The sequence below is a fragment of the Bradyrhizobium sp. USDA 4503 genome, from assembly GCF_054055815.1.
Genome location: NZ_JBSRXS010000001.1, coordinates 1,695,482 through 1,715,007 on the forward strand (window position 1 = coordinate 1,695,482; position 19,526 = coordinate 1,715,007).

At 61.3% G+C, this 19,526-nt stretch carries 22 protein-coding genes; 6 read left to right on the top strand and 16 right to left on the bottom strand.

What is annotated here, in order from left to right; translation table 11 throughout:
- Window positions 1–65 precede the first annotated feature (65 nt).
- Window positions 66–329 (top strand): hypothetical protein, encoded by a 264-nt coding sequence (locus tag ACVMIH_RS08165; protein ID WP_456861203.1) that lies wholly within the window; start codon window positions 66–68, stop codon window positions 327–329.
- Window positions 330–840: 511 nt separating this feature from the next.
- Here ACVMIH_RS08165 and ACVMIH_RS08170 read toward each other — a convergent pair.
- Window positions 841–966, bottom strand: coding sequence for a hypothetical protein (locus ACVMIH_RS08170; protein ID WP_456861205.1), 126 nt, complete (start codon window positions 964–966; stop codon window positions 841–843).
- A 1,442-nt stretch (window positions 967–2,408) separates the two neighbouring features.
- Between ACVMIH_RS08170 and ACVMIH_RS08175 the strand changes: the two genes are divergently transcribed.
- Window positions 2,409–2,591 carry a hypothetical protein gene (locus tag ACVMIH_RS08175; RefSeq protein ID WP_456861206.1) on the top strand — a complete coding sequence of 61 codons (183 nt, stop codon included), beginning with the start codon at window positions 2,409–2,411 and terminating at the stop codon, window positions 2,589–2,591.
- Between the two features lie 221 nt (window positions 2,592–2,812).
- Here the strand turns inward: ACVMIH_RS08175 and ACVMIH_RS08180 are convergent, their stop codons facing one another.
- Window positions 2,813–3,043 (bottom strand): DUF3606 domain-containing protein, encoded by a 231-nt coding sequence (locus tag ACVMIH_RS08180; RefSeq protein WP_456861208.1) that lies wholly within the window; start codon window positions 3,041–3,043, stop codon window positions 2,813–2,815.
- 165 nt (window positions 3,044–3,208) lie between these two features.
- Between ACVMIH_RS08180 and ACVMIH_RS08185 the strand changes: the two genes are divergently transcribed.
- The 4 genes from ACVMIH_RS08185 to ACVMIH_RS08200 all read left to right on the top strand — a co-directional run bounded on the left by ACVMIH_RS08185 (window position 3,209) and on the right by ACVMIH_RS08200 (window position 5,209).
- Window positions 3,209–3,484 (top strand): hypothetical protein, encoded by a 276-nt coding sequence (locus ACVMIH_RS08185; RefSeq protein WP_456861210.1) that lies wholly within the window; start codon window positions 3,209–3,211, stop codon window positions 3,482–3,484.
- 66 nt (window positions 3,485–3,550) lie between these two features.
- Window positions 3,551–4,399, top strand: coding sequence for a non-homologous end joining protein Ku (gene ku, locus ACVMIH_RS08190; protein ID WP_456861212.1), 849 nt, complete (start codon window positions 3,551–3,553; stop codon window positions 4,397–4,399).
- 49 nt (window positions 4,400–4,448) lie between these two features.
- Window positions 4,449–5,006: an ATP-dependent DNA ligase gene (locus ACVMIH_RS08195; protein ID WP_456861214.1), complete on the top strand. Its 558-nt coding sequence runs from the start codon at window positions 4,449–4,451 to the stop codon at window positions 5,004–5,006.
- Window positions 5,003–5,209, top strand: a complete 207-nt coding sequence (locus tag ACVMIH_RS08200; protein WP_456861216.1) for a hypothetical protein — start codon at window positions 5,003–5,005, stop codon at window positions 5,207–5,209. Before ACVMIH_RS08195 ends, ACVMIH_RS08200 begins: the two co-directional genes overlap by 4 nt.
- Before the next feature lie 998 nt (window positions 5,210–6,207).
- Here the strand turns inward: ACVMIH_RS08200 and ACVMIH_RS08205 are convergent.
- The 14 genes from ACVMIH_RS08205 to ACVMIH_RS08270 form a co-directional block, all read right to left on the bottom strand.
- Window positions 6,208–7,140, bottom strand: coding sequence for a PAS domain S-box protein (locus ACVMIH_RS08205; protein WP_456861218.1), 933 nt, complete (start codon window positions 7,138–7,140; stop codon window positions 6,208–6,210).
- A 319-nt stretch (window positions 7,141–7,459) separates the two neighbouring features.
- Window positions 7,460–7,591: a hypothetical protein gene (locus tag ACVMIH_RS08210; protein WP_456861219.1), complete on the bottom strand. Its 132-nt coding sequence runs from the start codon at window positions 7,589–7,591 to the stop codon at window positions 7,460–7,462.
- 617 nt (window positions 7,592–8,208) lie between these two features.
- Window positions 8,209–8,625 carry a hypothetical protein gene (locus tag ACVMIH_RS08215; protein WP_456861221.1) on the bottom strand — a complete coding sequence of 139 codons (417 nt, stop codon included), beginning with the start codon at window positions 8,623–8,625 and terminating at the stop codon, window positions 8,209–8,211.
- Window positions 8,626–8,629: 4 nt separating this feature from the next.
- Entirely contained in the window at window positions 8,630–9,019 is a 390-nt protein-coding gene (locus tag ACVMIH_RS08220) for a hypothetical protein (RefSeq protein WP_456861223.1), read from the bottom strand.
- 5 nt (window positions 9,020–9,024) lie between these two features.
- Entirely contained in the window at window positions 9,025–9,441 is a 417-nt protein-coding gene (locus tag ACVMIH_RS08225) for a hypothetical protein (RefSeq protein ID WP_456861225.1), read from the bottom strand.
- A gap of 11 nt (window positions 9,442–9,452) precedes the next feature.
- Window positions 9,453–10,172: a hypothetical protein gene (locus ACVMIH_RS08230; RefSeq protein WP_456861226.1), complete on the bottom strand. Its 720-nt coding sequence runs from the start codon at window positions 10,170–10,172 to the stop codon at window positions 9,453–9,455.
- Window positions 10,173–11,626: 1,454 nt separating this feature from the next.
- Window positions 11,627–11,995 carry a hypothetical protein gene (locus ACVMIH_RS08235; protein ID WP_456861227.1) on the bottom strand — a complete coding sequence of 123 codons (369 nt, stop codon included), beginning with the start codon at window positions 11,993–11,995 and terminating at the stop codon, window positions 11,627–11,629.
- A gap of 5 nt (window positions 11,996–12,000) precedes the next feature.
- Window positions 12,001–13,857, bottom strand: a complete 1,857-nt coding sequence (locus ACVMIH_RS08240) for a hypothetical protein (protein ID WP_456861229.1) — start codon at window positions 13,855–13,857, stop codon at window positions 12,001–12,003.
- 49 nt (window positions 13,858–13,906) lie between these two features.
- On the bottom strand, window positions 13,907–14,275 hold the full coding sequence (locus tag ACVMIH_RS08245) for a hypothetical protein (protein ID WP_456861231.1): 369 nt from the start codon (window positions 14,273–14,275) through the stop codon (window positions 13,907–13,909).
- Window positions 14,272–14,838 (bottom strand): hypothetical protein, encoded by a 567-nt coding sequence (locus ACVMIH_RS08250; RefSeq protein WP_456861233.1) that lies wholly within the window; start codon window positions 14,836–14,838, stop codon window positions 14,272–14,274. Before ACVMIH_RS08250 ends, ACVMIH_RS08245 begins: the two co-directional genes overlap by 4 nt.
- On the bottom strand, window positions 14,835–15,239 hold the full coding sequence (locus ACVMIH_RS08255) for a hypothetical protein (RefSeq protein ID WP_456861235.1): 405 nt from the start codon (window positions 15,237–15,239) through the stop codon (window positions 14,835–14,837). Before ACVMIH_RS08255 ends, ACVMIH_RS08250 begins: the two co-directional genes overlap by 4 nt.
- Window positions 15,236–15,676, bottom strand: coding sequence for a hypothetical protein (locus ACVMIH_RS08260; RefSeq protein WP_456861237.1), 441 nt, complete (start codon window positions 15,674–15,676; stop codon window positions 15,236–15,238). Before ACVMIH_RS08260 ends, ACVMIH_RS08255 begins: the two co-directional genes overlap by 4 nt.
- Window positions 15,677–16,114 carry a hypothetical protein gene (locus ACVMIH_RS08265; protein WP_456861239.1) on the bottom strand — a complete coding sequence of 146 codons (438 nt, stop codon included), beginning with the start codon at window positions 16,112–16,114 and terminating at the stop codon, window positions 15,677–15,679.
- 9 nt (window positions 16,115–16,123) lie between these two features.
- Window positions 16,124–19,471: a host specificity factor TipJ family phage tail protein gene (locus ACVMIH_RS08270; RefSeq protein WP_456861241.1), complete on the bottom strand. Its 3,348-nt coding sequence runs from the start codon at window positions 19,469–19,471 to the stop codon at window positions 16,124–16,126.
- Window positions 19,472–19,526: the final 55 nt, after the last annotated feature.

Here is a 19,526-nt window from a genome sequence, read left to right on the forward strand (position 1 = left end):
CGGGCTCTACGACTATAACGAATGGAGAATCGTTTCCCTGCCGACCAAGCAACCTAAGATGAGATATGAAATACGTGGGTGATCGCCCCTACTCCGACCCCGAGAAAGCTGCCCGCAGGATCATGGAGCACGCCCGCGCCTTCGAGCCGGTCCAGGATGGCCGGATCTACATCGAGAAGATCAACTATCCGATGCTCTACCAAGACAAGGCGACGCCAGCCGAGTATTGGGCGGGCTTGGAGTACGCAAAAGATCAGGGCTGGCTCGAGTACCACGAGAGCGGGACGTTCGTGAGGATGCTGCAGCCGGGCAAGGACCTCTTCGCCTGACCGAGAGCTGCTGGCGGTTGTGCCTATCGCCTCTCCCGTTCGGACATGACGTACCAATATCCGGTCCCAACCGCAGCGGCCGCGCTGAGCACTCCGACGATTGCGACAATCCCTTCCACCAGCTCCATGCGAACCTTATTATCCACGGCCTTAGTCTAAAACGCGACAAAGAAAAAACCCAAGAGCAATAGGGTGAGCAAAACGGACACTCCAGCTGCCGTCTTTAGAGCGTTACTGGGCTCTGCAGATCGGTTCATGTCGTGGACCGCGGTCCGGGAGAGCGCAGCCATTCCGCCATACGCGCTCCCAAGTCCGCCTGTCGCGCCAGCTCCAATAGGGCTTCCTTCTGCGCTCCTAGGTTCGATGCGCTTGCCCGCTCGCGTAGCTCTTTGGCTCGTTTTTCAAGCCGCGCTTCAAGCGTCTCCGTTTGCTTTACGCGGTGTCGTATTGATCCCATGCCGACTCCCTCAGGTCCGGAACGGGGACTCAACGTCGGCCTAGCGTAACGTTCCTATTTCGAGTCGATCATTGCACGCTCGACTTCGTCGGCGAGTGCTCGGTGATGCGTTGCCAGTTTGGCGAACAGCGCTTTCTTTGCCGCGTCGGTGGCAAGCTTGCTGAGCCAGGCCACCTTCAACTAGGCCACTAGCGCCGGAAACAGGCCAGTACCGGAATTCGGGAGCCGTTCAACCTGGTTCGGCTAACCAAGCATGACGCTGAGCACCAGCACCACGGCCGCAATACTTAGAAATCCGACGATCAGAGTCCAGTCTCGGCACTCTTCTGTCATAGCTTGCCCTCACGACACCGGTCGGCCCCAGCGCCTCGGGAAAGCACTGAGGCCGATGGTCGTCCCACTCCTCAACCTGACCGAGCTTCGCAACGTCGAAAATTGCTACTTGTTCCATAAAGAAACGGCCCCAGCGAGGGGAGTGGCTGGGGCCGGCCTTGCAAGTGGCTCTCGGGGGCGTCGGGGACACGTCACCCAAACTCATAACTGGCATGCGGACCTGTTCCTCAGAGAAGCGACCCCGATACTTTGCCGGCGCGCGGCATTTGCCGTTTCAACCCAAGCATTAAGTTCGATGTTGAACCGTCGCCTCCTCAGGTCGTTTACCCTCATCACCGGCCGGAGGGTTTCCCGTAGGCGCCGGTGGCTGAGAGACCGATCGCGCTCCCGCCTGCACAGGCTTAGGCGAGCGCCATGCTTGAACAGCCCCCTTTCGATCCCTATTCAATCCCCGCGCGTGTCTGTCTCGCTATCGCAATTTTCGGCGGTTCCTTGCTTATTGCGGTGCTGCTGCTGACCGCCCTCGTTGCGCGCTAAGGCCGCGGCTCAAATGTACGGCCGCCTCAGTTGGCGGCCTCTACAGAAGACGGTCCCAGCGAGTGTCCTATCTGGACGGCCTAATAGAGAAAGGGCCCCAGCGATGAAGGCTAGGGCCAAGCTACTAGCTGGGCGTTCTCAGTGCCGGTAGCGATGCGGCACCGAACAGGGCAGCCAATGCCAGTGCATCCACTTCGTTCCTAATCGAAAAGGCCCCAGCATCCGGATCATGCTGGGGCCAAGTCGGATTCGCCGAGCCGCTGCCCGCCGAGAAGCAGCGGTCGTCGTTATCAGGGCCCAAAAAATACGAAATGAAAATTACGTGCCCCGTTGCTGGGAGCCTCCCAAATAAGGGGCGCCTCCGAAAATAACGCTTGTGAATCTCGGGGGAGAAAATTGCCGCTTTTTCCCCGAACGCCCGGCGGGCTAGGAACCATCGAAACGGCATAAGCGTATAATTGGCGCTTCTGGCCAGCCAACCCCTCACCCCCCCCCCCCGACTGCCAGAAGAAAACCCGAGTGTCAGGTTCGGGTTGGCGGCCCCCAGGTTGGGGCCGCTTCAGTTCGCTGCGGAAAGCGCGAGCGGTGTCTGTCCAAAGTTGATCGCAACGATTCACATAGTTCAATGCCGAGCACTGCATCCTGCGACCTAATTGACGAGTTGGCGCTTCATTGGTCGATGGTTTGCAATGGAATTTATTGGACGCCCGATGCGAGGCCGATTCCTCGTTCGGCAAGGAAGCACTGGTTGGATGGTCTACGACAGCGAGCTCAAAGGACCAGCCCAGATAGAAAAGAACGGGGCATTCGCCGAGAAGCTGACAAAAGAACAAGCTGAGATTCTCGGGGAGCGGCTGGCGACGCGCGAAAACCAGCCTCTGATCAATCATAAAGAATGGCCCCAACACCCGGGGAGAGCGCTGAGGCCGCGGTAGTTAGTCCCACTCCATCGTGGAGATTTAACGTCGTAGACTGCGGCTCGTTCCCGGAACGGAAACGGCCCCAGCGAGAGGACATGCTGACGCGATTCGGTGCCCCAGCGAGGTGCCAGCCGGGGCCGCTCCAAACTGATCGAGAATGTGCCCCGGATCTTCGGGGGCAAGACTCGGGGCACGTTCATTCGTCCAATGTCGCTCTGCCGAGGAGCGACGCGTTGCTAACGACGCTTCGAAGGTGCCGTTCCTAACGACTTTCTCATCGCCGACCCGAGCCGGCGCTCAACTCGCTTGCGGCTGGTGCTGACCTTCTTGACGGCCTTCTTCACCGACGCTGCCGACTTCCGGGTTTTGTTCGCCTCGTAGCTCACCTCGTAGTCCTGCCCGCCGGCGACGCGCGCACGGTCCTGCTTGCGACCGCGCGCGGTCTGCTTCTTCGCTTTCTTTGCCATCCAGGCCTCCCAAATCAGGCCGCAGTTCCTGTGCGGCAATCGGGGAACAACGATTCACCCGCGCCGGTTCCCAGCCAGCATAGCGGGCATAAGTGCTGCCTTCGGCGAAGGCTCAGTTGACGCGGATGCTATAACTGGCGGTGTCGATTGATTCGAGACCCCATCATGAAGAGCACTGCACAACGTCGCCTGCCGCTGCAGGCCAGCCGCCCCGCCTATCGCAGCCTCCAGGGCTGGGCGCTTGGCACGCTGATCGAACATCGTGCGGTGCGAGAGTGCGAACACCACGGCCATGCGCTCGATCGCGCCGACCCGGATGCGCGGAACCGGGCTCGTGAAGCGGCGTGGAACCAGCCTTTCCCGGGCGCCACGCCGGAAGAATGCCAGGCCGCGATCGAGGAAGTCCTGCGCGGGATCGGTGATACCTGTCCCGACTGCTAGCCGAGACTCCACTTCGCTGACCGGCGTCCTATATTGATACCATTCAGTGTAGGTGGAGTTTTGAGTATGGCCCCGCGCGCCAATTGGAAGGGCTTTTTGCGGTTATCCCTGGTGACGTGCCCCATCGCACTGTTCCCGGCGACCTCTGAATCCGACAAGATCAGCTTCAACCAGATCAACAAGAAAACCGGCCACCGGATCAAGTATCTGAAGGTCGACGCCGACACCGGCGAAGAGGTTTCGTCCGACGACATCATCAAGGGCTACAAGGTCGACACCGACCAATATCTCGAGATCAGCAAGGACGAGCTCGAGAACATCGCACTGGAATCGACGCGCACCATCGAGATCGACGAGTTCGTGCCCAGGAGCGAGATCGACGATCTGTATCTCGTGCGGCCCTACTACATCGTCCCCGACGGCAAGGTCGGCCACGACGCCTACGCCGTCATCCGCGAAACCATCCGCTCGCTCGATAAGGTCGCCCTCGCCCGCGTGGTTCTGACCAACCGCGAGCATGTCATTTCGCTCGAGGCGCGCGACAACGGGTTGATGGGCATGCTGCTGCGCTATCCCTATGAGGTGCGCGATTCAGCCGAGTATTTCGAGGACATCCAGGACGTGAAGATCACGAAGGATATGCTGGATCTGGCCAAGCATATCGTCGAGCAGAAGTCGGGCCACTTCGAGCCGGACAAGTTCGAAGACCACTACGAGCAGGCGTTGCAGGAGCTGCTCGAGCAGAAGCGCAAGGGCCAGCCGATCGCAGCGACGCGAAAACCCGCGCCGAGCAATGTGTTCAACCTGATGGACGCCTTGAAGCAGAGCATCCAGAGCGGCGGCAAGGCGGCGCCCGCGGCAAAATCCACCAAGGCGAAGAAGGCGCCGGCCAAACCGCGCCGCAAAGCGGGCTGACGTGCGCGTCCGGCTGTTCCAGCCCTGTATCCCGAGCGCGGGAAAGGCTGTGCCCAGCGGCGCCGACTGGCTGCATGAGATCAAGCACGATGGCTACCGCCTGATCGTCCAGCGCGACGGCAACCGCGTGCGGCTGTTCACCCGCAACGGCTATGATTGGAGCACGCGTTTTCCGCTCATCGCCGAGGCGGCGCTTCGCAACCGCTGCCGGCAATTCGTTATCGATGGCGAAGCCGTGCTGCTCGCCGTCGATGGCCGGAGCGACTTCAACGGCCTGCACTCGCGCCGGCATGACGACGAGGTGCAGCTCTACGCCTTCGACATCCTCGCACTCGAGGGCGACGATCTCCGCAAGCTGCCGCTGCACCTGCGCAAAGCCAACCTCGCCCGCATTCTCGCTCGCCGCATCGATGGCATCCACCTTGCACCATTCGAGCAGGGCGGGATCGGCCCGGAGCTCTATCGCCACGCCTGCCTGATGGGCCTCGAGGGTCTGGTGTCAAAGCACCGCGATCGCATCTACACCGCCGGTCGCTCGAAAAACTGGATCAAGGTCAAGAACCGGACGCACCCGGCAATGAGCCGGGTGAAGGACGCACTGTCATGACCGACCCGCACTGCATCCTTTGCGACGACACCCGCTGGGTCTGCGAGAACCATCCGGATCAGCCCTGGACCGGTCCCCACGCATGTGCCTGCGGCGGCGCGGGCGCGCCCTGCCCGCTGTGCAACAAGCCTGATGATGGCGAGATCCCGGAGTTGCCGCGCGGCTTCCGCAACATGTTCGATAGGCGCGATCGTCGCAGCTGACACACGCCCGGCGTGTCACACCCGTCGTTAAGTATGCACCCGCGCCTGCCAAAGGCCGCCAATTAGCGCGGCAGGCGTGATCAGGCAGATGAGGAGAAGCGAAGGCAGCGTCCGGTCGTCGCTTATGCGACTGTTGTCTTAAAGCGCCAGGACGCTCCCGTTACGCATCAGCGCTCGGCTCTTTCCTTGCGATCAGCGCCTAGGCCGAAATTCCCCTCTTCGAGCGGAGTGAAGACGGTTCGTATCACTTCCACACAATCAACGCGGTCACCGATCATAGGAATTCGAAGGCGATCCCGCCACTCGCACAAATTCCGTCGAGCGCGATAGCCATCACCTGAACTCTGCTCACAGTCTCGCGAACAGAGGTCAAGATTATCTTTGCCCTTCCGCCGCTCACGTCAACCACCCCCCCGGGAGCCGAGAGATGGCCGCGCGTGGTGGTCACCTGGATTTGGCCAGCGACGTCGCTCGCGAGCCTACCTTAGAGGGACGCCGCTTCGAGATGCGGCGTCGCGTTTCCGAGATCGCTCAGATCCCACAGAAGGAAGCGCCCCACTGGGTGCCGCCTACGCGGCAAGGATTTCAGCCGGATCGAAGGATCAACCGCCGGCGGAATGAAAGATGAGCGAGCCGACCTCGTAGGTAAGCAAAAGCAGGCGGGCGGCTAGCAGCGAAATCATTGCAGCCAGGAAAAATGATCTTCGGAGGAGAAATCACTGGGTCGCCCATGCAATCGGACATAGTGCCGGCTGATGCTGAGCATATCCGGTTTGATACGGAGAGTGGTCCACAAACGCAAAAAAGCCCGGCCATCCCCATCGGGACAGCCGGGCAAGGTGGTGTTTTGGTAAGGCCGTGAACCCATAAATCTGCCGGTCGGTCGACTTGCTAGAGTCTACTATGCCCCGATAGTGACCCAAATTCCGCAACGCAGCGAAATGACGCGATGGGCCATGCGTGGAAGTTGCCGCAAGAGCAGCGAAGCCAGTTCGCCGTCAAGTCGGAACGGCAATTTCGCAAAGCAGCCCTTCCGCGCGCCAGTCAAAGAGCACCTTCCCGCCAAGCGGGTTGATCGTTCCTTCGATGAGGCGACTACCAAAGCCCTTGCGTTGTGGCGCATTTACGCTCGGACCATCCAATTCGGTCCAACGGAGCGCCAGTTGTCCATCCTTGCTGCGCGACCACGTCAACTCAACGTGGCCTTTCGCGTTAGATAGCGCTCCATACTTGGAAGCATTGGTTGCCAACTCATGCAAGACCACAGCAATCGCCTGCGCAGCGGTAGGTTCTAACACGGTTTGAAGACCGTCCATCCGAACCCGCGTGCCGTGTTCATCGAGATAAGGGGCGAGTTCCTGCTTGGCGATCGCCGAGACTTCAGCGCCTATCCAGCGCGTTTCAACGAACAGCGAGTGAACATTTGCCATCGCTTGGATGCGCCCGCTGATCACCTCCTTGAGGCCTTCGGAAGTGTCGGACTGAGAAAGATTGATGATCGCCTGTACGTTCGAGAGGATGTTCTTGCTTCGGTGCTCCGCCTCGCGAGCGAGAATGCCAATCTGCTCCTGAGCCCGCTTCTGCTCGGTGATATCCCTAGCAATCTTCGATGCGCCAACGATGTTGCCGTGGGCATCTTTGACGGGAGAAACAGTGAGCGAAACGACGATTGAGCTACCATCCTTACGTCGCCGAACCGTCTCGAAATGGTCGATCCGTTCACCACGTCGGATGCGCGTTAAGATCTCACGTTCTTCGCTCAGTCGGTCCTCCGGGATCACAATCGTAATGGGCCGACCGATCGCCTCGGAGGCCGAGTAGCCAAAGACGCGCTCGGCCGCCTTGTTCCAGCTTGTAATAATGCCGTCTAGATTCTTGCTAACGATCACGTCGTCGCTGGACTCAACTATGGAGGCCAGCAGATTGGCCAAGCGCTCGGCGCGTTCCTGAGCCGGCTCGTTGACGAGAGGCCTGCGTTGAAGTCCCGGCTGGTCTTTGGATGTCAGTTGGAACGCCCGAAATGTAAATGCTGCACTGCAGTTAGCGACTAATCATAGCACCAACAATGCCTAAATGTCTTCGTTGGGCAAGAACCTGACGTCAGCGTATGCCAGCGCTTTAACTCCCCGGAAGCGCTGGGATTTTTGTTTCGGGCTCGCAGATGCGACGTAGGCCGAGACGACGAGGTGAGTCTCGGAAGTCACCAGTCGCTACACCCAGAGGCCAAAGAGGCCGCCAACTGAGGCGGCCCTACACACCGAACGAATGTCTCATCTGAGCCGCCATGCGCTGGACAGCGTCGGTGTACTTACCGTGGCTGAAATGCTGATCGGCGACGTAAAGAGCCAAAAGGATGCCGACAGCGAGCAATAAGCCTTTCATGAAAATCGCTCCTTTAAGGTCTGGGCGGCTCCTGATGTCGTGACGCTTCCCGGCTTCTAACTGGTGCTTCCGTCCGCGTGGGCTCCGGCAACCGGCTTGCCTCCACCGTTCTGTTGTCGCGCACCATCCAACCCGCCGGTCGAGCGTATCCGCGCCGCAGCGCGGGCATGAGCCATTGCCATGGCGGGGCTTGATCCATTGACAACGAGGATTGCAGGGCGGCTTTAAAAAGTTCTTTATCGGCTTATCCGGAGAGCTCCGGCTCTTCCCTTACAGACAACACCGGGGAGAGAGCGGCTAAAAAGCCGTTATGCCTACCATCGTGCATGGCCCCAGGAGGTGCTGCCCCAGTTAGGACACTCGGGAGAACAAACTAGGACACTACGTGTTTTCCCGGAATTACTGCGGATGCAAGGTGGGCTAGGATTTTCGGGCCGGGGCAGGTTTTCAATGCGGATGATTTTCAGATTTACCCGGCCGGGCCGTTCGCGCGACGCGGCCTCTCGTTTGCACTGGCCCCTCGCTGGGGCCGTTTCTTTGGGGCGAGCACAACAGAACGCCGCCCGCTTAAAATTTACGCGAGCGGCGCTTGCTCTAGCCCCAGGAAGGTTGGAGCCTCACTGATGCGGTCCCGCTTTGACCGCCTCGATCCGGTCGGTCATGCGGTCGAGGCGCCCGCCGATGTCCGTCCTGAGCTCGGTAAAGCCTGCCTCGAGCCGCCGGATGACATTCTCGAAGCTGGTCTTGCGGACGAATTCGTCCCGCGCCCAGATCTCGACCTGGTAAAGCTTCGCGGCGAGCTCAGCAGCGTGCGCGCTTGCAGCCTGATTTGCCTCGCGCCTGGCCTCGGCGATCGCGATCTCTGACGTCCGCTTGACCTCGGCGACCGCAGCTGCCGCCGTGGTGGCGGCTGCAGCCGCAGCCGCCTCGGCCTTGGTGATGCGATCGGAATAGCGGGTCCAGAAGGTAATGATCGTTCCGAGCACACCGACCGCCGCGACGATCGCACCCCATGTCACCACCGCATCGCTCATCGGCCTACCTCTTGATGATCCGCGCGATCTTCTCGATCGAGCGGCCGCCGAACCACAACGCCATCAGCCAGCCGGCCCAGGTCGCCAGGTCGCCCTTGAGCGGCGGCGTGGTGCCGAGCCCGAGCACGGTGTCCCAGACCACGCATTTCGCGATGAAGAGCGCGAACGACCAGCACGCGATCGCCCGCGGTGCCGCCGTCCACCATAGCCCTTCGTCGGCGATGTTTTGCTGGACGGCGAGCTCGCGTTCGCGGCTCTCGACCGCGAGCTCCCGCGCCGCCAGATCGGCGGCGATGTGCTCCGACGTGTTGCCGGCCGCAAGCTTCGCCTTGTAGGCACTGATCAGCCCGCTGACGATCGGGCCACCGATCAGGTTGGCGAGAAATTGCCACATGGCGGTCAGCCCCTTGCCGGCGGATGGACGTCGACGACTTGCGCGATGCCGTCGACCTTCTGGATGATGACCTGCGGCGGATTCTCGGTGAGCTTGCGCAGATACCCGAACAGAAGGCCGATGCAGACCATGCCGACCGGCAGCGCCCAGCTCGGCAGCCTTGCCGTCAACGGCGTCCAGTCCTGCCCGGAGATCAGCGGCAGCGCCTGGTCGTACAACTCAACCACGACACCGGAGATCACCGTGAGCCAGGCCGCGATCAGGGTTTTGAACCCGGTCAGCTTGGCACGCGCCTTCTGCAGGAACGTAGCCTCGGCCGCAAACGCCGGCGCCAGCATCGGCTGCGTCTTGAGGATCGGCCGGACGATCAGGACGTAGACCATCGCGAGCGCGATGCCGGCAATCAGGGCAAGCCAGAGCATGGTTCGTTCTCCTAAGCAGCTTTTTTGAAGAAGGACGCGATCCAGGCACCAATGCTGCCAGGCGCGGGACGCGTGATGGACGGAGCGGAATCGGAGGGCGCAGCGACAACGGCCTGCCCGGTTTTCTGCGCGACCAGCGCCGACCCGACGGCGGCCGCAGCACCGAACTTGATCGAGGCGTCGAGACGCATCATGGCTTGCAGCATGCCGGCGCAGCCGAGCTGCTGATCCACGGCGTTCGGATCATAGACACCGTCGCGGACATACTTGCCGCTGACATACTGATCGGTGCCGGCCCAGATGTAGGGCGACGGCCGGCCACGCGACGCGTAACCAAGGCCGTTATATTGCTCGAGTAGCGTCAGAATGCCACCGATCGACCAGTCCTTGTTACGCGCGGCATAGGGAGCGCAATTCACCAGCGCGTCGACAGCGCAATCTTCCCAGGACTTGAACGGCCCGCGGCCGGCCGGCACATGCACCGACCTCTTGTTCCAGGGATCACCCTGCGCCAGCGAGCCGGCCCAGCTCTGCGAGCATTCGCGCTCGTGGATGACGGCGATGACGAACCACGGCACGCCGGTTCGCGAGGCCACAGCCAGATAACGCGCCTTCGCCGCCGGCGCGACCAGGCGCGTCGCCACCTGGGTGAACGTGCTCGAGGCACGGGTGATCCTGGCATGAGACCAGCGGCTATCGTTCGCGCGTTTCAGCGCGGTCAGGTCGACCATCGGTATCCCCTTTTGTTAGGAAGTGGCGAGGTGTTGAGCGGCAAACGGTGCGCAGCCAGTGCCGACTGGAGCCCCGGTCAGACCAGGTGAGAAGCTGGTCGACGTGCGCGGCGGAGAGATCGACGACCGCGATCGATAGCGCTCGCAGAAATGACTGCGGTGATCATTGTGATAGTCCTTTTGTGGGCTGACGGAAGGCCGTGCTCGGGACCGCACGCAGAGACGTGCCTGCGCCCTGAATGAGCTGAATAATCAGAGGGTTAAAGGGGGTTAGCCCAGTGGCCGATAGACTTTCGGCAACGCCAAAAAAGCCTGCTGAGGCCTAGCTCGCAAACAAGAGAATAATCGCCAGCATCGCGAGAGCCGTCGAGATGCACGCAGCCATTGTCACCCAATCGTAGCGCATTGCAGGACGTTCGAACCGCATGTGTCCCGTTCGCTGATTTGGATCAAACTAAGGAAAGCTGAAGTGAACTAAATTACGTCGTCTCTGGAGGGCTCGGCTTCGGCAGTCCGTACTGCTCGGCGCGCGCTTCCGCCAACTTACGATATGCTTTAACAACTTTGCCTTGAAATCTTCATTGCTCTCCAAGGCAGCGAGTCTCTCAAACTCGACGGCGCGTTCCAAATATTCGGTGAGCATCTTCATGATCGGCCGCTCGGCTCAGCGTCAAACCTCGCATTCAGACGGTCTCCATTCCAAAGTTCAACCGGGTGAGCGCCAACCAGTTGCTTCGCTCGCAGCTTGGCGTCTTCCTCGTCTTCGCAACAAATATCCATCCGAGCGGTGATGTGACCGTCCTTTCCGAAAAGGTAGACCTGAAAACTAAACATCGGCGGTCGCACCCGCGCCTTCATGCGACGAGCTTCGTCCTCCCGAGGCAAACCTGTCAATCACCTACGATGCAGGCGACACGCCGCTCCAGGGAGCTAGGTACGCCGAAAACGGCGATCTTCTAACCTCTTGACAGTCAACGCGTTCGCCTTAATTTTTTTGGGGGCGTGACCCACCAATTTCAAGGAAAAGAAAGCGACCGTCAAAGGATGACGACGATGATCGACGAGTACTTGGCGCTGTTGCGAACCCATCGCAACACCATCCATCGGGATCTCAAATTGCTCGCGGCGCAGCTCGGGTTTCGGAAGAGGCATACCGCGATACAAACATTGTCAATCTCAGCTTTTTCCCCCGGGCGCGTGAACGTCCCGCCTCAACCGTCGCAAGACATGACGTAGAGGAGTCACCATGTTGGAAGTTGTTTTAATTGATCGTCGCAGACGTGGCTGGGATTGGGAGGTTCGCGATCAATCCGGCAATACATTGATGGCCGGAAGGGAAGCGACCCGGCGGGCTGCCAAATACGCGGGAGACCGTGCCCTATTCCAGCTGCTAGCCGTTAACCCGCACTCAATAAAACTGCAAAGACCAACGTAGGCTTATGCTTGCTCGTGGATCACGCGCCGGTCAGAACATTTGCGCGTATGAGCAGTCGGTCGACTTGCGCGTCGGAGAGGCCGACGACCGCGATCATATGCTGCACCAGAGGATCTGCGCGCCGGATCTCGGTCGCGAGATCCCACTCCTCCTGGACGTTCGCATCAGCCGCGATCGCAGCCTTGACCGCGGCCCATGTGCCGAGCTCGTCGAAGGCCCGTTTCAGGCCGAGCTTGGTGCAATAGGACGGCACCGGCGCCGGCGGATTAAGAAATGCAATCACCGCCGGGTCGTCGTCGGCGACCAGTTCGGTCACCATCGGCGCCGGTTGCTCACAGGCAAACCATCCGACGATGGCGCCATCGCTGTTTCGCTGTACAAATCCCATCTGCTTCATCCCTCCAATGGATCGAACCAACCGCGCGTAAAACACCGATAAGACGTGTTCGCAAAGGATGATCGCGCAGCAATCTGCGCTGATGTATCAGTCCAAACGCGCAGGTCATTTGCATTGCCGGAAGTGGCGGTTGATGCTTCCAAACCGTTCCCGCCGACCGAATAGCTAGGCGCGTTGTCGGTAAGGCCGGTCTCGTGCGTCCACCACACGGTGTTTTGCGTGGGGTTCCACGCAATGACGTTCACTAAGGCTTGCACCCTGACGCCGGTCGGACAACTGCCGAGCGCGAACGTCTGCAGAGTCGTTCCGAGAGTAATGCTCGCATCCAGCGCCGAACCGGGCCAAAAGAATTCTCGACCGCGCTGTAGGATCTGCGAGAATAGGCCGCCCGAGTTGTGCCAAACGACACCGATGCGACGGAACAACGTATATCCAGCAGGCAGCGTCGGCGCGGTCGCGCTCTTTGACATGAGCACGTCGACGGTCGACGTCGTCGGATTCTTTATCACGAAGACATGGTAGAAGCCGTTCGCAAGCGCCCCGGTATCGAGGCAGCCATTGTTGTTGCCCGCCGCCCATGCCGAACTCGACTTAGTCAGCGCAGCACTGAGGGCGATCATGTCACCCGCGTTTCGATCGCAAGCGACACCGGCGCTGACGCTGAACGTCGAGACGGCGCCTGGCGATGTAATCTTCAAGCCGGACAGATGGCCGAGCATCAAACCGGGAATACCGAGATTGACGATCGCAGCAGGCTTGTTGGTCAGATCGGACAGGTTAGCTGTCGATGACAGGTCGCCGGCGCCGGGCTGACCAACCCGGTTGAAATTCCAATCGTTGAACGTGCCGGCGCCGGCAAACTTATCCCGGAACATGAGCAGAGCGCCGGTCGACGGGTCGTAAGTGCAGACACCCTCTTGCCAGTTGCCGATGTTGGCATTGGACGAAGCGCGAAGGCGAACGCCGTTCTGGTATGACAGATCCGTCTGCGTGGTAAACGGGACGCTGCCGGCGCCGACAGTGATCGAGCTCGTGCTGGTGCCCTCGGCCGCGCTCTGACCGATCAGCCGCCATTTACCCGCCGTAACATCAGTCGCAAACGTTCCCGATACGTGAGCAACCAGGCACTGATAAATGTTCCTATTGATCGGATGCACCACGACGCTCGCCGGAGGGCCAGCAACGTAGTTCTGTCCCGTCGCCCATGTCGCAGTTTGCAGCCACGGCAGTGGCCCCGTTGGGCCAGTATCGCCTTTGCTGGCGAGCAGCGCCCAATAGGTCGGATCTGGCGGCGCGTGACCGGAGCTCGAGGCCGCGTTGATCCAGACGTAGGACGATCCGCCGATCGTGGCGACGTCCATCAGATTGTAGGCCTTGGCGTTGTCGTAAGGCGCAGGGATGCCGAGACCCCGGTAAATCCCGAGGTAGGTCCACGCGCCGGCGACATGAACCCACATTTTCCCGGTCGATGGCTGCAGCGCAAATTGACCGTCCGAGCCGAGCGAGGGATCAGGCGCAGCGAGCGCCGCGTCGACGAACCAGAAAAAGCCGGTCGTGTTCAGCGCCGCGACGAGCGTTGAAACATCAGCCATCGCCTGCGCGCCGGCGATGCGCTGCGGCGACATTTTCCAGACGACATAAGCGACGTCGGCTTGCGCGCCGCCGCCCCACGGCGGAATGACGAGATGCGTCGGGTCGGTAACATCGGCGATGATCGTTTGAAAATTGCCGATCTGCAGGACGTCGCCAGGCCGAACATTCGTGCCCGACCAGATCGTCGCTGAGCCGGAAACAATCGTACCGCCGGCGGCGACGGAGACCGTCCCGGTCGAATAGCTGGCAAGTGCCGTCATCTCGAGAAACCCCTCGAATGCAGTTTGTTTGGCTGGTTGAGTGTTGAGGCTACGGCAGCAGCGCGAGCCGCTGGTCCTCGTAATGCGCGGGAACGTTGTTATCCGCGAGGATCTTGCTCAGCTCCTCCAAGGTCCGCGCATTGCGCACGGCGACGACGAGGCCCCTGCGCCGGTTTTCCTTGACCATGAGATCGTCAGGCTTCGCGAGGATGATCGCCGCGAGCTCCTGAGCGGTCTTGCCCTCGATCCGCGCCGCCTCTTCAAATTCTGCGGTCGGCGCGACACCGCCCTGGACCGACAGCGCCAGCATATGCTTGCGTGAATGCGCAACGTCGTGGCCGTCAACCATCAGGTACGTGTTGATGCGACGCTCCGCGCGCTTCTTCTCCTGAACGAGCGGCGAGATGCTGATTTTCATTGCGCGACCACCTCGAAGGCGCCGACCTTGTATGGTTGCGCGGCAACGATGGTTACCCGGAACGTGCCGGCCTGGTCGATCGCGAACTCGAGGCCGCCGTCGACGACGTCCTCCTGATGGACCAGCCTGCCCTCGAACCAAACGTAGACCGTGAACTTCTCCGGCTGGACCGTCAGATGCAGTGCATCGACGCCGTCCGCCTTGATCGGCCGGATCTCGCCCGTGACGACGACCTCCGGTTTCGGAAGGATCTCTTTCGGGTCCTTTGTCACGTCGACATAGGCCTCCCGGATATCGACCGGACCGTCATACAGCATGTGATCGATACCGGCCGCCGTGTACGCGGCGGAGATCTCCTCCATCGGCCGCTCGGCGTCGAGAATGACCTGCGTAATGAATCCGGTCTCGTCGTGCCGGATCAGGGTCTTGGTCTTGTTGACCGCCTCCGGCTCGTCGACCGTGACCGTGATGGCCTCCGGACTGACCGCGACCGCCTGCCCGGCGGCGTCTGCAGGGACGTAGCCAGGCACAGCCCATGCCGCGTCGAGTGTCACCCCCGTCACCCTGCGATCCTCCTGAACAACGAGAAATAGAGCCGCCCCTGCTGGTTGCCGAACTTGAACCGAAACACGATGGACGACGTCGTCACGGCCGCGTAGATCCAGAAATCAGTCCCGCCGCCGCGATAGGCCTCGCACATGAGATATTGTGCGCCCGGGTTCAGAAGGATGCTCGGATCGCAATAGCCCAGCATGAAGGGCGGCGCGTCGAGCGTCTCGCCGAAGTTCAATTGAGCGGTGCTGTCATTGATGCTGTCCAGCGTGCCGCTCAAATAGAACTGGTGACCGGACCAGCGGGAATCGAACACGGTCTGGTCCAGATTGGCCAGCGCTGCATCCACGCCCGGCTTGCTGACCACCAGCCTGGCGCTCGGTCCGCCCTGCATAAAAACCCGCTGCGTCACCCGAGGCTCCGATTGAAGATCATGTAGTCGACATAAATGCCGTAGGACTCGGACAGCGAGTTGTTGAAAATCATCTGGTTGTTTTGGATGCGGAAGCCGTTCGATATCTCGTAAAACACCGTCCCCCCTATGGTGATGTCCCTCGGCACCGCCATATCCAGGCGGTAGGGATACGACACCACTCCGGAGTCAATGTAGGTCCGGAACGTGACGAACGGATTCTGCGGCAGCGTCGCCGGATAGGGTATCGCAACATCACCGCTCAGCGCCGGCAGGAAGATGCTGCCCGACATGATGACCTGCTCGTTCTTGACGTCCGATTTCAGCAGGAACTGCGCTGCAGCAGTCGCCGTAACGACGTCGACGCCAGGCACGGAAAGCCAGGCGCCATATTGCCCAAGGCTCGGATGCAGGCCCATCAAAAAGCGGCGAGCCACTTACCAGACCTTCCAGGCGACATAGAACAGGTTGAACGCCAACCCATGCAGCCGAGAATATCGGGCGAACACCAGGCCGGAGTCATCCGGAGTAAAGCCATCCCTCGCGCACAACACGGCGAAGGGCGATCGCTGAATTGCGGTTGAGCTGTTGGCGTCCCGCATGACGAGCGTCTGCCCGTATCCTGCAGTCCCTGACGTGATGCTATAGGGGACAATGTCCACAGCTGGCGGCGTGGGGTAACTGCCGGAGTAAAACACCTTTGCACCGCTCAGAAACGTGTAAGCCGGAATGAGGCCGACCTCGAGTGGCCTGCCCTGGTTCAGCCGACTGTCCAGCGACAGGTATTTGTAGTCGACGGCCGGCGGAAACTGCGCGTCAAATCCCGACTTTGACACTGTGACGCGAAAGGCATCGATGTAGATCCGAACCGCCATGGAGCGCCGTCACTCGGAGATAATGAGCGTGCCGGCCGTGAGGTTGATAACCATCTTGCCGTCCGAGCTCTGGATAATGCCGGCCGTCAGCGTGCCGACATTGGCCGTGATCGCGCTCAAAACGCCGATGTTCATCATTCGCGCCGTAACCGTGCCATCCAGGTACATGTTCCCGGTAAAGCCGATCGATGCGACGCCGTTGATCGTGCCGATCGTCCAGACCGGCTGAGGCGCACCGCCATTCACACCCGGCAGCTGGACCTGGAATTTGTCGGCGACAAAGATGATGGCGGACGTGCCGGCGCCGCCATTCACCAGCTGGATGCCGGTCACATAGCCGTTGACGGTCAGCTTCAGCGACCAGGCCGCCGCAGCATAGCCGTCCAGCGTCGCGATCGCGGTCGAATGCTCGTCGATCGACGCATTGACGTCGCCAAACTCGGCCGTGACCGTCGTCTCGAGATCCGCGACGGCCTGCTGCGCGTCGACGGCTACGGTCTGGACAGTGGCGATCTGCGCGAAGGCGGCGCCGACGCGGGCTGACATTTCAGACCGGATGGATTTCATGTCCAGCCAGTTGCGAGCGTCCTGGTTGGCGACGGTCGAGTTGATCAGTTGGAGCGCCGCATTGATTTCGTCGTTGTTCTGATCGGTGACTTCGGCCACCTGCTTCTTCAAGGCCTCGTTGAACGACTCGAGCGTGACCATGCCGGGTGCCAGCTTGACCGTGGGAGCATCGAGATCGACGGTCGAATAGGCACCGCGCATTGTGGCGTTGACGGCCTGCACACGAAGGGTCGCGGCCGCCAGGCTGACGATGACGTCAAATTGGTTCTCCGCGCCCTCGTAGACCTGAGTCCAATTCTTGCCGCCGTCGTACGTGATGCCGGCGACGTAGTAGATCGCGCCCTCGGTCGGGAACCAGCTGGCGAACAACCGCGGCTCGGCGGTGCCTTGGCTGATGTAGGCGTTCAGACCGTAGACCAACGGAACCTTGGCGTTGGAGGGATATTGTGGGCCGGGCAGGATCGGCGGCGTGCCAAGATCGGTCGCGTGAACCCGCTCGTCGTCAACCACGAGGCTGAGTGAACAGGTGTCGCCGTTTGGCGTGCCGTTCAGTACGAGGCAGAGCTTCGATGCGCTCTCGCCCGTACCGAGCTCGAAGGATGCCGGCTCACCACCATCCTCGCGCGCCAGTACCGCGGCCAACGTGGTCGACTGCGCCGCTTGTGCCGCCGCCAGGCTGGTCGGATCGAGATTGGCGATCGCGGCGTTGGCGCCCTCGGTACACGCGATGGGACCGAAGAACTTGCCGTTCGGCCGGCGCAGCCGGATGAAGAACGGCCCGCTATCCCACGTCGGCGCCGGATCCAACGTCAGGGCATTGCCCGCCACGCCGATGACCGCACCACCATAGCCATAGGCTTGCGGCAGTTCGGACTGCACCCGGACGACGGAGCCGAGGGTGATCGCCCTGCCCTCGTACTCCACGCCGATCGTGACGTTCTCGCGTCGATAGAAGGACTGCAGATAGGTGAAGGCACACTCGCGGAAGGCCTGCAGGCGATTGACGATGCCATCAATTCGGATGGTCGTGGCGTTGAGCGAGGTGAAGCTGTCGTTGTTCGGGGGATATTGGACCTGCGCCGCCTGCCAGGTGCTCTCGTCGACATATTCGAGGATGACGGCGTCCGGGTCCTCCTCGCCAAGCATGGTGAAATCGATAGAGGTCGAGTCTCGCACGATCTCGCGATCCGTCAGCAGCATAGTCGGGACGTCGCGCCATTCATCACGGACGATGGAGACGGTATCGCCGAGCCAGAAGTGCTTTGCGCGCGCGACGGCGAGGATTTTGTCGAAGGCATCCGGGACCGCGACCGCAGCATCGAACCGGAAATCGAACGTGTCGCCGCGGCTGGTGCAACCCGCGGCGAAGTTCACGACGGCGTTGAAATCGACCTTCGAGATCCCTAGGCCTGAACCGTATTGGGTATTGGCGGCGCTGTCGAAGAAGGCCCAGCCTGGATTACGCGTTGCCTGCTGCACAAAGGCCACGCCGTTCCAGACCGGCAGCACCCGGGTGGCCAGCACGCCGAACTTGTAGGATCCCTGCGTCGATTGGGACGCCTTGATCCGAATAGCGATTGTCGAGACGTCTGGGAACGAATTGTTGCCCTTCAGGAACGAGCGCAAACCGGCCCAGATCACCGAGTTGGAGCCGCCGGTGCCGGCGAGCTCGGCATCCTCGCGGCGGAAGCGGACCAGATACCGCCCCGGAAAGACGTCGACCTTCACGCTGTTCCGGACCGGCGCCTGGGACGCGTACTGGAACGACTGCGAGAACAACGTCACGAACGGTCCGGTCTGGTTGCCGGCGTCGTCGCAGGTGGCGTATTCGGCCGTCAGTCCGACGTTCGAATAGCCGATCGAGTTGTCTTTGCCGCTGATGGTGAAGCAGCCCGCCGGGAACGCGAAGTCCACAGCGATCGACTGCGACAGCGTGCCGGCGGGATTGGCGACAAACGGCCCAACCCAGGCGCCAGGCGACGTAGCCGATGGCGGCAGCGGCGCGCCCATGGCGTCATATTGGCCGCCAGACGAGCCGGATCCCGAAGGCAGCTGCTGGCCGGTGACCTCGGCCGACTGGTCGACGTTGGTCGGAAACAGCGTGACGGTCGCGCCCGGCTCGTAGAACGCGACCTGCGCGCCGGCGAATGACGCCGAGACTCCGTTGACCGAATCCCAGAAGATCGTGTCGTCGACGTAGATCTTCTCGTAGGACATGCTGCCCATCGAGACCGAGAGCAGCAGGTTGAGGTATTGATCGTTGCCGACGAATTCGGCCCATGGCGTCGCGGCGAAGTCGGGGAACGCCTTCAGGCGGCCGTACCAGACCGGCAGCGGCTGCCCGAGTTTCGCGACGTTACCCTGAGCCGTCACCGAATAGATCTGGTCCGGTGTCGCGCTCGGCGAGTTGGTCGCGCCCGCCTTCGGCAGGATCAGGGCGTTGACGAGGAGCGTGCCGCCGATCGCGAGGCCTGCACCGAGCGCCGTCGCGCCGAAGCTGCCTGCGGCGAGACCGAACAGGCCGACTGGCGCCCAAAGCGCGAATGCCGAAACCGCCACCAGGGCAACGATGCCGATGATCTGCTTGACGGCGTTGCCACCCTGCTCGCCGCCGCGCGGGAAGCTGAGGAAGCGGACCTGGTCGTCGGGGCCGATCCGGCGGTAGCGCCATTCCTTCCGCAGCACCGCCTCGCCGTTGATCTCGAGGATGGTCGGCAGGCCCTTCGCGAACTGCCAGCCATAGGTGCGATCGCGCCACGCCCAGTTGGTCCGGCGCAGGAAGGACGTCACGGTCTCCCGCGATCGCGGCTCAGCGCGCGCGACCTCGAGGCCCGGCATCACGAGA

Bases quoted from the DNA above. Each gene is read 5' to 3' on its own strand.
- ACVMIH_RS08165 (WP_456861203.1), top strand. From the start codon at position 66: ATGAAATACGTGGGTGATCGCCCCTACTCCGACCCCGAGAAAGCTGCC.
- ACVMIH_RS08175 (WP_456861206.1), top strand. From the start codon at position 2,409: ATGGTCTACGACAGCGAGCTCAAAGGACCAGCCCAGATAGAAAAGAAC.
- ACVMIH_RS08180 (WP_456861208.1), bottom strand. From the start codon at position 3,043: ATGGCAAAGAAAGCGAAGAAGCAGACCGCGCGCGGTCGCAAGCAGGAC.
- ACVMIH_RS08185 (WP_456861210.1), top strand. From the start codon at position 3,209: ATGAAGAGCACTGCACAACGTCGCCTGCCGCTGCAGGCCAGCCGCCCC.
- ku (WP_456861212.1), top strand. From the start codon at position 3,551: ATGGCCCCGCGCGCCAATTGGAAGGGCTTTTTGCGGTTATCCCTGGTG.
- ACVMIH_RS08200 (WP_456861216.1), top strand. From the start codon at position 5,003: ATGACCGACCCGCACTGCATCCTTTGCGACGACACCCGCTGGGTCTGC.
- ACVMIH_RS08210 (WP_456861219.1), bottom strand. From the start codon at position 7,591: ATGAAAGGCTTATTGCTCGCTGTCGGCATCCTTTTGGCTCTTTACGTC.
- ACVMIH_RS08215 (WP_456861221.1), bottom strand. From the start codon at position 8,625: ATGAGCGATGCGGTGGTGACATGGGGTGCGATCGTCGCGGCGGTCGGT.
- ACVMIH_RS08220 (WP_456861223.1), bottom strand. From the start codon at position 9,019: ATGTGGCAATTTCTCGCCAACCTGATCGGTGGCCCGATCGTCAGCGGG.
- ACVMIH_RS08225 (WP_456861225.1), bottom strand. From the start codon at position 9,441: ATGCTCTGGCTTGCCCTGATTGCCGGCATCGCGCTCGCGATGGTCTAC.
- ACVMIH_RS08230 (WP_456861226.1), bottom strand. From the start codon at position 10,172: ATGGTCGACCTGACCGCGCTGAAACGCGCGAACGATAGCCGCTGGTCT.
- ACVMIH_RS08235 (WP_456861227.1), bottom strand. From the start codon at position 11,995: ATGGGATTTGTACAGCGAAACAGCGATGGCGCCATCGTCGGATGGTTT.
- ACVMIH_RS08240 (WP_456861229.1), bottom strand. From the start codon at position 13,857: ATGACGGCACTTGCCAGCTATTCGACCGGGACGGTCTCCGTCGCCGCC.
- ACVMIH_RS08245 (WP_456861231.1), bottom strand. From the start codon at position 14,275: ATGAAAATCAGCATCTCGCCGCTCGTTCAGGAGAAGAAGCGCGCGGAG.
- ACVMIH_RS08265 (WP_456861239.1), bottom strand. From the start codon at position 16,114: ATGGCGGTTCGGATCTACATCGATGCCTTTCGCGTCACAGTGTCAAAG.